The organism is Sphingobacterium sp. SRCM116780 (assembly GCF_021442025.1).
GTDB lineage: Bacteria > Bacteroidota > Bacteroidia > Sphingobacteriales > Sphingobacteriaceae > Sphingobacterium.
This window is the reverse complement of record NZ_CP090446.1, coordinates 2,416,257-2,427,347: the sequence shown is the minus strand read 5'-3', so window position 1 is coordinate 2,427,347 and position 11,091 is coordinate 2,416,257. Positions and strand designations below refer to the sequence as shown.

Genomic DNA, 11,091 nt, shown 5'->3' with positions numbered 1-11,091 from the left:
TGCATAATTTAGAATAAGTAAAATATGAAGGAGAAAAAATGAGCAGGATGTTTCAGCCTTTCTGTAAAGTATTGATAACTTGAATTTTATTGTTATTGCGGGTTGATTACTATGATAAGGAAATAAAATTTATCATATGATAATATTTTTATAATATTATCATAACATATCCGTCTAATATTATTGAAATACCGTACATTTGCGTGTTTTAAATAATTACTAAAAATGAATAGAATTGCCAATGAGTTAAAGGCATTAACTCAATACTTCTTATTTTGGCTCATTATATGTTTCATCGACCGATTGCTGTTTATAGCTAGTTTTTTCGAAAAAATAGGTTTTAAAAACTTTGCTGAGGTATTCAAGATCTATTATCATGGGCTTAGCCTGGATTTTTCCGCAGTATCTTATCTATGTGTCATTCCTTTTTTGCTGTATTGCATTTTATCATTTTTACCAAACGTACATTACAAAAGAAAGGTTCTAGACATTTATACTATAGTATTATTAGTTGTTTATTTTGTCGTTTCCTTTATTAATATCAATATTTATAGAGAATGGGGAGACAAGATTTCGAAGCGTGCTATTGATGCTTTTTTCGCATCACCTTCCGGAGCTGTTGCATCAGCAGAATCTACCCCCATATTTTTCCCTATTTTTGGTATGATCGTAGGCATTGTTGTCGGGTATTTTCTATATCGTTGGATGTTCAAAAAGGTACATTTCTATAATATCAAATCTCCTTGGCAGAATGGAATTAAATTTGTTATTGGTGCCTTATTATTATTCACGTTTATTCGAGGAGGTTATGGAAGGGCAACTTTAAACCCAAGCAAAGCGTATTATTCTGAACAAAGTTTTTATAATCATGCAGCTGTAAATACACAATGGGCATTATTACGAGATTACTTTTCAAAGAGTACGCGTTTAAAAAGTCCCTATACATTTTATGCGGATGAGGCACAATTACAAGCCGTTTTAAAACCAGCTTTTGAAGCAAACCCTGATTCTTCTATCTCCATACTGACAGAAAAACGTCCAAATATTGTCGTAGTTATGTTAGAAAGTTTTGTGGGGGACTTGATTCAATCTATGGGGGGAGAAAAAGGAATTACACCAAACTTTGAAAAACTGATTGGTCAAGGTGTATTCTTCGATCATATCTATGCTGCTGCAGATCGATCGGATAAGGGAATGATCGGTATTTTTAGTGCTTTCCCTGCACAGGGGCCCGAAAGTATTATTAAATATATTGATAAGCATGAAAACCTACCTGCTATAGGTCAGGAACTGAGTACAGCCGGTTATCATGGTTCTTTTTATCATGGAGGACAAAGTGAGTTTTACAATTTTAAATCGTACATGTTAACACATGGAGTTCCCAAGGTCGTTGATAATGCCAGTTTTGGCGTTGATGCAGACCGAGCATCATGGGGAGTTTATGATCATGTGGTTCTAAATCGTATGTTGCATGATTTTGATACCGAACAAAAACCTTTCTTTTCCACCATTTTTACCCTGATCAATCATGAACCTTTTAATTTGAAAGATGGATATAAATTTGGTGATAAAACGAATGCGGATAAATTCAGAAGTACAGCCTACTATACTGATTCTGTTGTTTATGATTTCATTAACCAAGCAAAAGCAAAAAGTTGGTATAAAAATACTTTATTTGTTGTTGTTGCTGACCATGGACATCGGTTACCTGCTGAAAAATGGGAATTGTCACAACCTAACCGTTTCCATATTCCCTTATTATTTTTTGGAGATGTGATCAAACCTGAGTTTAGAGGACGCAAATTTAATCGAATTGGTAATCAAACAGATATTGTAGCCACCCTGCTTCATCAATTAAACCTTCCTTCCACAAGATATCATTGGAGTCGAGATTTGTTTAATCCTACAACTCCTCAGATTGCATTTTATAATTCTAAAGATGCATTTGGAGTTATTACACCAGAACAGGTGGTGAGCTTTGATAATGTGGGGAAAATTATCAATTTTAAACAAAATAGTCATTATTCAACGGCAAAAACAGATAGCTTATTGAATATTGGAAAAGCTTATTATCAAGAAGTCTATAAAGAATTTTTAAAATATTAACGAGAAACAATGATAAAGTTGAAAGGTCCATTTGCACCATATGTAGGATTAGTGATCCGATTCCTATTCTTGTTATTGATTTACTGTTTTCTAAGACTAGGTTTTTATTGGATCAATCACTCTTTATTTCCCAATATCAGTACAGAGCGTCTTTTATTTATGCTATGGGGAGGTGTTAAGTTTGATCTTGTCGCATTGCTATATTTGAATGCCCTTTATATTCTGTTACAGATCATACCAGCACCATTTAAGTATAATCTTACGTATCAAAAAGTAGCGAAATGGATCTTTATTGTCACTAATGCTATAGGTATAGCCTTAAATTTGGCTGATTTCGCTTACTACCCATTTACCCTAAAACGTACTACAGGAACCGTATTTGATCAATTTGCACATGAAGAAAATCTCCTGAAATTAGCCTTTGATTTCTGTTTGGATTATTGGTATCTCTTCATCCTATTTGCGTTATTGGTATATGGTTTAATCAAATTATATCATCTCGTGCAAGTGCTACGTCCTGTATCGTTTAAATGGACGACCTATAGCCTGCAATCGGTTATGTTTTTATTTGCTATTTTTCTTTTTATAGGGGGAGTTCGTGGTGGATGGGCACACAGTACAAGACCGATTACATTGAGTAATGCCGGGGATTATGTAATCAATCCAGAAGAGATGAATATTGTTTTAAATACCCCCTTTAGCTTAATGAAAACGCTGAAAGCGGTGAATTTAAAACCCATTCATATCTACTCTGATCAAGAGATTGCAGCCATTTATAATCCTATCCATTATCCACAAAGTAAAGTCCCTTTCAAAAAAATGAATGTGGTTTTCTTGATTTTGGAAAGTTTTGCCAAAGAACATTTTGGTGAACTGAATAAAGATATTCAGGGAGGAAATTACAAAGGATTTACACCTTTCTTGGACTCTTTGATTCGAGAAGGCTATACCTTTGAGCATACATATGCCAATGGGCGTAAATCAATCGATGCATTACCATCTGTCATCACAGGAGTTCCTTCTGTAGGAGAACCTTTTGTATTATCGGTTTATTCAGGTAACAAAACAACGAGTATCGCGAAATTATTGGGAGACGAGGGCTATGAAACAGCCTTCTTTCATGGCGCTCCAAATGGTAGCATGGGCTTTTCGGCATATATGAAATTAGCGGGTATTCAGCATTATTTTGGTAAGAATGAATACAATAATGATGCAGACTTCGATGGTATTTGGGGAATTTGGGATGAACCTTTTATGCAATTTATGGCCAATAAAATCAATACTTTTAAACAGCCTTTTTTTGCAAGTTTCTTTTCATTGTCCTCACATCATCCGTTTAAGGTGCCTGAAAAATATCAAGGTGTATTTCCGAAAGGAGAACTTCCTGTACAAGAGCCTATAGGTTATACCGACAATGCGTTAAGACAATTTTTCAAAACTGCCGCTACTATGCCTTGGTACAAAAATACATTGTTTGTGATTTGTGCGGATCATGCTACTGTAAGTGCATTGCCAGAATACAAAACTGCAGCCAATAGTTTTGCTATTCCAATTATCCTCTATACGCCTGGAGGAGAGTTAAGGGGTAGGGCTGATAAGTTGGCACAGCAGATTGATATTATGCCAACTGTATTGAATTATTTGAACTACGATAAACCGTATTTTGCATTTGGCTTTGATGCCTTGAATCCAACAAAGGAAAACTTTGTCGTAAATAACAATGCAGGAACCTATAATTTCTATTATAAAGATTATTTACTGATTAACGATGGAACAAAAAATGTTTCGTTACATAATCTAAAAGAAGATCGATTCATGAAGAAGGACTTGCTAAATGAACATCCTGTCGTACTGGATACAATGGAAACTAAATTTAAAGCCTTTCAACAACAATACAATAATCGGATGATTGGAAATAAGCTCATTTACGATGGCCATTAAATTGAAGTAAACAAAAAAAAGCAGAACATCGTTCTGCTTTTTTTTGTTTATAAGAAGCGTAAATTAGTTTTTGAATTCAAATGAACCCTTCAACACATCTCTTGAATTTGTACCTATAAATACCTCGAACTGTCCAGGTTCACAAACGAATTGCAATTCATTATTATAGAATTTTAAATCATTTTCACTGATCTGAAAAGTAATAGTTTTCTTTTCTCCAGCTTTGAAATGGACTTTCTGAAAACCTTTCAATTCTTTTACAGGACGTGTTACAGAACCCACTAGATCATGAATATAAAGTTGTACAACTTCATCACCATCATATTTACCTGTGTTTTGAACATCAACAGAAACTTGTATCGTTTCTCCTTTTGAAAATGCGGAGCGACTTACGTTTAAATGATCATATTGGAAGGAAGAATAACTCAGACCAAATCCAAAAGGGTAAAGAGGGTTATTATCCACATCTAAATAGTTTGATTTGAATTTTTGGAACCAAGGCGTAGTATCTAATGGACGACCTGTGTGTTTCGCATTATAATATAACGGGATTTGACCCACATTCTTTGGAAACGTTGCAGGTAACTTACCTGAAGGATTGACATCCCCAAACAAAACATCAGCTACTGCTTTTCCTGTTTCTGTACCACCAAACCATACATTTAAGATCGCAGGAACATGCTCTTGTTCCCAAGTTAAGGTCAACGGCCTACCTGTAAATAAAACTAAAATAACTGGTTTTCCTGTTTTTAGTAAAGCTTGCAATAATCTTTGTTGAATAGCAGGTATCCCGATTTCTGTTCGGCTAGAGCTTTCTCCACTCATTTCAGAACTTTCTCCCAATGCAGCAACTACGACATCAGCATGATTTGCAGCTTCAACTGCTTCTTGAATCAAGCTGGCTTCATCGCGCTCATCGCGAGGGATTGTACGACCAAACATCGTTGCCCGCTCTTGGTATGTGGCATCTTCCAATAGATTACTACCCAAAGTGTAAGATATATCCACTTGTTTACCTAGTGCGTCCCGCATCCCTTGAAGTAGGGAAGGGGTTTTCGCAAGATCAGCACTCACACTCCAGGTTCCAGGCATATTACTGCCTGTATTACCCAAGGGGCCGATTAAAGCTACTTTACCTTTTTTTGCTAAAGGAAGAGTTTGGTTATCATTTTTTAATAAAACAAATGACTTACCAGCAACTTCACGTGTTTTTTGAAGATGATCAGCACTCAAAATTTCTTTTTTTGCACGCTCTTCATTACAATACCGATAAGGATCGTCAAATAAACCTAGTTTGTATTTAGCCTCTAAAATATTGCGACAAGCTCTGTCAATGTCGGCCATTTTTACCTTATCCTCTTGTAAAGACTTCTTTAAAGTCGTCAGAAAACCTTCCCCAACCATATCCATATCCACTCCAGCCTGTAAAGATAGCGCTGATACTTGCTGCAAGTCTCCCAACCCATGGGCCATCAATTCATTCACACCCGTGTAATCGGTCACGACCATCCCTTTAAATCCCCATTGTTTGCGAAGCACATCGGTAACTAACCAATGATTCGCTGTTGCGGGAACACCATTGATGTCATTGAAAGAAGTCATAACCGTACCCGCTCCAGCATCAATCGCTGCTTTATAAGGAGGGAAATACTCATTATACATCCGATGTAAACTCATATCAGTCGTGTTGTAATCCCGACCCGATTCTGCAGCACCATATAGGGCAAAGTGTTTGACACATGCCATAAGTGTATTGATCGCTTTTAAATCATCCCCTTGATATCCTTTTACCATGGCCTCCGCTATACGAGAACCTAAATAAGGATCTTCGCCACTACCTTCAGAGAAACGCCCCCATCTGGGATCACGGGAAATATCGACCATAGGGGAGAATGTCCAATTGATCCCATCAGCCGCTGCTTCTGTTGCGGCAATACGAGCTGTTTCTTGAATTAATCCAATATCCCAAGTCGCAGCTAAACCAAGTGGTATTGGAAATAAGGTTTTATAACCATGTATTACATCCATTCCAAATATAATCGGAATTTTCAGACGTGATTGTTTAATTGCTAATTCCTGTGTAGCTCTAATTTTTGATGGTGTACTCATGCTGAATATTCCACCAATCTGACCAGCTTTGATTTTAGATTCTACACCTGTACTGACAGATGTTCCCGTTACCGCTTCACCACCTGTTACCAAATTTAACTGTCCAATCTTCTCTTCCACAGTCATTTTGTTCATTAAGTCCAAAATGAATTTATCCATTTTATGATCTTGAGCAAAAGTTGTGAAAGCTGTAGACACCGTTAAAATTGAGGTTACCAACCATTTTTTCATCTTAATCTATTTTTATAATTTCATGTCGTAAGGACACACCGTTTTCATTGATCGCCTCTATTGTAAAATAATAAGGCTTTTGACTATCCATTGCTTTATAATAGTATTCATTTGCATTATGTACCATGATACAATTATAGAGTTTATCTGGTGCTAAACCTGTATAGATATTATATGCATAGGCATCATCTACAGGTTGCCACTTGATCCAGGCACTACGTTTATCTTTTTCCGTTCGCATAACGAAAAATTGTTTTACTTGCTCAGGCTTTTCACCGTTACCATTACCAAATACACGTAAACCAGAGATCGCAAATTTACCAGAAGGCATATGTATATTTTCTAATTTGATGTAACGTGCCTGAACAGTTTTTGATAAAGCCACATAATCATGTGGGACATCCGTTTTATTTTTGCTTTTATCTACTATAACTTGCCATTTTTTACCATCTAAGGAAGCATATAGCACATACTGATGGTATATATTGACTTGTTTTCCAAGGAAAGAACTATCGACATCTTGGTCAGCGTAGTTAATCTGAACAGCTTTTACTGTTGATATTTTGCCAAGATCAGTCTGTATCCATTCTCCTTTATTCCCTGAAGATGCGCTCCAATATGTTTTCATACTTTCATCTACCGCATTGTTAGGTCCGTAATTTGCGGCGAAAGTGGATGAAACCTGTATAGGTTTATTATAATTGAGGAGCATCCATCCAGTAAAACGACTTTTAAGATGATCACCGGAACCATTTGGCAAATAATGTGGATAATCTCCAAAAGCTGTATTGGTAAACATGACACCATCCTGATCAAAACCTGCTGGCCAGATGCCCAATCTACGTTCGAAATTGTTTTTGACTCCTAACGTAATGGTGGAAACATGCCAGTAATTTTTTTCATTATCCTGGAAAGTAGACCCATGTCCAGCGCCTCGAGCAAATCCTCCAGGTTTATAGCTTAATGGATCCGACTGCAATACAAATGGACCCAATGGTGTATCACCAACGGCCACACCATCAGCATAACCACTAAATTCTGTTCCCGGGCCAGCAAATTGAAAGTAGTATTTCCCATTATGCTTGGTCATATGTGCTCCTTCTAAAAAAGGATCCAGAAAAGTATTATCCATATTTTCGCCAAAACGTTGCCATCCGTATCGCCAATCATCTAACGATAACAGTTCTTTTCTGGTGCCAATAGGCGCCATAGTTTTTCGATTTAATTCAATTCCATACAAAGGGTAACGATTGCTACTACCATTGTACATATAGAACCGACCATTATCATCCGTAAAAAAATCAGGATCCCATCCCCCTATAGCAAACGAGTCCACCAAAGGTTTCCATTCATTGGCCTTGGGATTTGTACTCATCCAAATGCTGAATTTGTCTGTATACGTAGATCCAAACACCAGCAAAGTATCTCCAACAATACCTACGGCAGGAGCACATAACTCATCATAAACTTTGCCATTCCAAGACCGTAGAAATTTCTTAGACACAAAATTCCATTGTGATAGATCTGGACTCCACCAATAGCCCCATTGATTGGTACTGAATAGATAATAATCACCTTTATAGTTCACAATCATAGGATCAGCAGTTGCACGATGCCTGCCCCATTCAGAAAAATTAGGGATAGGTATATAGGCATAATCTAAATTAATAGGATTACAATAGGTCTTTTGTTGTTCTTGTGCTTTTCCCTGTGTAGAAAGCAAAAATAGTATACTTACTAGAAACGTAACTCGGATCCATTTCATATTCAAAACTATTCAGTAGTAAAACCTAATTTATTTAATCCCTGTTGTACATCAGGGGCACCCATAAACAATTTCCACATCAAACCAGATCTATAGTTTTCAATCATAACCAGAATAGGACCTTGATCAATGGCTAAATAACGTTGTGGATACCAATTTGCCGTTTCGCTATAGGCGTCATAGAATCCATATTTTCCCCAAGTTTTTGAACCTAGATGTTCATATAGATAATGAGCAAATGCCAGACTTTCTTTTGGTGTATAGGCGATAGAAGAAAGTGCTGCCGTTGGGCTGATGACACCATGATCATTATCAGGATGGTGAGCGTCATATCCTTTAATCGAATAACTTGCGGTTAGTCCCCAACCTTTATCACCACCATATCCCACATAATTTTTTGGATTTTGATTGGCATAAGCAATATTAATTTTTGTGTGGTTGCTCACAACATCCCAGTAATGCGCATACTGATCTTTTAATCCTTTTGGATTTAATCCTAAATACGAGTAGTGTTCCCAGAATAGTGGACCAACAGCATTTGGAGATGCATTGTGTTTGAGTACCAAAGGAATTCCAAATTTTGTTTCCTTGCTAACAATTGCTCCGCTTCGAGCCCATCCTTTATGATAAGTATCAGCGGGAATCGCAAAAGTAGGGGAGGATGCAGCTAGAATATAAGTAATCAAGCATTCATCATAACCTTGAATAGCATGGTTCATTCCCCAGCCATAAGTAGGACTCCAATGCCAATAAAGGACATCTTTTTCATTTCGGAAGAAATTCCAATCGATGTCTTTCCAAAGCATATCAGCCTGTTTCGCCATGTTCTGTTGGCTTGCTGTACCATTTTTATAATATTCACGTACACAAATCAATGCTTGTGCCATGAAAGCTGTTTCTACAACATCAGCTCCATCATCTTGTTTACTAAATGATTTTACCTTGCCTGTAGGACCCTCATACCAATGAGACCAAGCCCCGTGGAAACGGTCAGCTTTTTTAAGGTAATCTAAGATTTTTGCAATACGATTTTCGCCCTCTTGTTTTGGAATAAATTGGCGTTCAATACCCACGAGGAGCCCCATTAGACCAAAACCACTACCACCAATGGTAATGACATTTTGATCATTTTCAGGATATACACCATCGATATGTATACGTTCTCTTGCCATACCAGAAGTCGGTTCAGCACCATCCCAAAAGTATTGAAAAGTTTGTTTTTGAATTAACGTCAATAAAGCCTCGTCACTTAATTTTGAAGTGTTTTTATCTGCAGGTATATGTGAATTTGTTTTGCATGAGAAAAAAAATGCAAAGCAAATCACGAGTATAGAAGTCGATGTTTTCATAGGAAAGTAAAAAAGTAGACATGAACGAATTCATGTCTACCCATTGTTTAGTTTAAATTTTGATTTAAATCTTTTTGTACTTGAGGTATTGGTAAGTACTCACTTTGTCCTGCTACAAAACCAAATTCTGCCAAAGCAGTTGCTGCAGTACCTGTACGGACTAAATCATTGTAACGTTCACCCCACCATTCACAAGCAAATTCTGCTCTTCTTTCATCCAGTACCTGTTGTAATGTCGCATTGGTAATCGAACCTAAACCAACACGGTTGCGTACCATATTCAGCTGTTGATCTCCATTTTGACCTTTTCTGATTTTTGCTTCTGCATTTAACAGCAACACATCAGAATAACGATAAACACGTACGTTATTGTCCGATCCGTAGCTTGTTCTTCCAGGTGTCATTTGATTTTTAGGAAAGTAAACCTTACCATTAAAATATTTATCACCATTGGTATTTCCGTAAACATTATCGCCACTTGGACTTGTTACAAAAGTAGAAGTTGTTGCACCTGCATAAAGAATAGTGGTTTTTAGACGAGTTGCTTCCCCTCGCGCTGTTAAGAAATCAACTATTTTTTGAGAAGGTGTTAAAAATCCCCATCCACTTATTGGACTTCCCTGTTGGTTTCCTGAAGGACCTTGGAAAGCAAAAAATGCATCTGGACTTACATCTGTTCCACTACTTGTTCCAAAATCAGTAAATTGGATCTCATATAATGACTCGTTGCTTAGTTTTCCTGGACGTTTGAATAACTCATAATAATCAGCATAAAGGCTGAATTTGTTGCTTGAGATGATTTGATTAGTTGCATCAAGCACAATATTCCAATATGTACTGCCATTATCATTTTTCGCCAAATCAGTTGCCGCTTTTGCCTTTAAAAGTAAAGCTGAATATTTGGTTACGGCGCCAACGTGACTCGCTTGATTAGGTCTCACATCCTCCATGTCTGGGATCGAAAGATCCATTTCATCAATAATAAATTGACGAACTTGATCAACTGTACTTTTTGGAACCTCATTGATCATCGCGTTATCCGTTAAAATAGGCACATCACCAAACACACGCGATACCGTTAAATGAGCAAAGGCTCTTAAAAATCTCAGTTCTCCTTTATAGCTTTTATTTCGGGCTAATGATGCCGCATCGGACGCTGGAATATTAGCAGCAAATTTATCCAATTCTGCTAATGCTTCATTACAATAAAAGATAAAGCCATAATAATCTGTCCAACAGTTGTTCATCCCCCAAAAATTCTGAACAGAAATACCTGTATTTCTAAAGTATTTGATATCCGTTAAAGGTGATTGATCGAGTGTGGAGCTACCTTTGTTCAAATCATCTCCACGTACACCACGAATACCTAAATCTACCCAGTGGACAAATCCTGGAGCCGCTTTACCAGCATTTCTGTATACACCCGAAACAGGTTGATACATCAGGCTTAAGTCTGTATAATCGACACTTTCTGCAGGACTTGTATTTTCTAAGGGACGATCCAAAAAATCTTTTGAACAACTCCCTAATATTAGCGATCCTGAAAGTAAAGCAAATTTTATATAATTTTTCATATTGATTAATCTAAAT

General features: G+C 36.9%; 6 protein-coding genes. 2 read left to right on the top strand and 4 right to left on the bottom strand.

All coding sequences use genetic code 11. The features are described 5' to 3' along the window. Nucleotides 1-225: 225 nt before the first annotated feature. Nucleotides 226-2,106: an LTA synthase family protein gene (locus tag LZQ00_RS10445; RefSeq protein ID WP_234509227.1), complete on the top strand. Its 1,881-nt coding sequence runs from the start codon at nt 226-228 to the stop codon at nt 2,104-2,106. 9 nt (nt 2,107-2,115) lie between these two features. Continuing rightward, nucleotides 2,116-4,047, top strand: coding sequence for an LTA synthase family protein (locus LZQ00_RS10440; RefSeq protein ID WP_234509226.1), 1,932 nt, complete (start codon nt 2,116-2,118; stop codon nt 4,045-4,047). Nucleotides 4,048-4,110: 63 nt separating this feature from the next. Here LZQ00_RS10440 and bglX read toward each other — a convergent pair whose 3' ends face one another. The 4 genes from bglX to LZQ00_RS10420 are packed head-to-tail and all read right to left on the bottom strand — an operon-like array spanning nt 4,111 to nt 11,075. Then, on the bottom strand, nt 4,111-6,387 hold the full coding sequence (bglX, locus tag LZQ00_RS10435; RefSeq protein WP_262910905.1) for a beta-glucosidase BglX: 2,277 nt from the start codon (nt 6,385-6,387) through the stop codon (nt 4,111-4,113). Between the two features lies 1 nt (nt 6,388). Further along, the gene (locus LZQ00_RS10430) at nt 6,389-8,152 is read right to left on the bottom strand and encodes a family 43 glycosylhydrolase (RefSeq protein WP_234509225.1); all 1,764 of its coding nucleotides are present in this window, start codon (nt 8,150-8,152) and stop codon (nt 6,389-6,391) included. A gap of 8 nt (nt 8,153-8,160) precedes the next feature. Continuing rightward, a complete protein-coding gene (locus LZQ00_RS10425) occupies nt 8,161-9,501 on the bottom strand; it encodes a glucoamylase family protein (RefSeq protein ID WP_234509224.1) in 1,341 nt (446 codons plus the stop codon). Between the two features lie 47 nt (nt 9,502-9,548). Continuing rightward, complete coding sequence (locus tag LZQ00_RS10420) at nt 9,549-11,075, bottom strand: RagB/SusD family nutrient uptake outer membrane protein (RefSeq protein ID WP_234509223.1); 1,527 nt, start codon at nt 11,073-11,075, stop codon at nt 9,549-9,551. Nucleotides 11,076-11,091: the final 16 nt, after the last annotated feature.

What these genes read in the sequence shown, in the direction of transcription:
- LZQ00_RS10425 (WP_234509224.1), bottom strand. Translation starts at nt 9,501, where the DNA reads ATGAAAACATCGACTTCTATACTCGTGATTTGCTTTGCATTTTTTTTC.
- LZQ00_RS10445 (WP_234509227.1), top strand. Translation starts at nt 226, where the DNA reads ATGAATAGAATTGCCAATGAGTTAAAGGCATTAACTCAATACTTCTTA.
- LZQ00_RS10420 (WP_234509223.1), bottom strand. Translation starts at nt 11,075, where the DNA reads ATGAAAAATTATATAAAATTTGCTTTACTTTCAGGATCGCTAATATTA.
- LZQ00_RS10440 (WP_234509226.1), top strand. Translation starts at nt 2,116, where the DNA reads ATGATAAAGTTGAAAGGTCCATTTGCACCATATGTAGGATTAGTGATC.
- LZQ00_RS10430 (WP_234509225.1), bottom strand. Translation starts at nt 8,152, where the DNA reads ATGAAATGGATCCGAGTTACGTTTCTAGTAAGTATACTATTTTTGCTT.
- bglX (WP_262910905.1), bottom strand. Translation starts at nt 6,387, where the DNA reads ATGAAAAAATGGTTGGTAACCTCAATTTTAACGGTGTCTACAGCTTTC.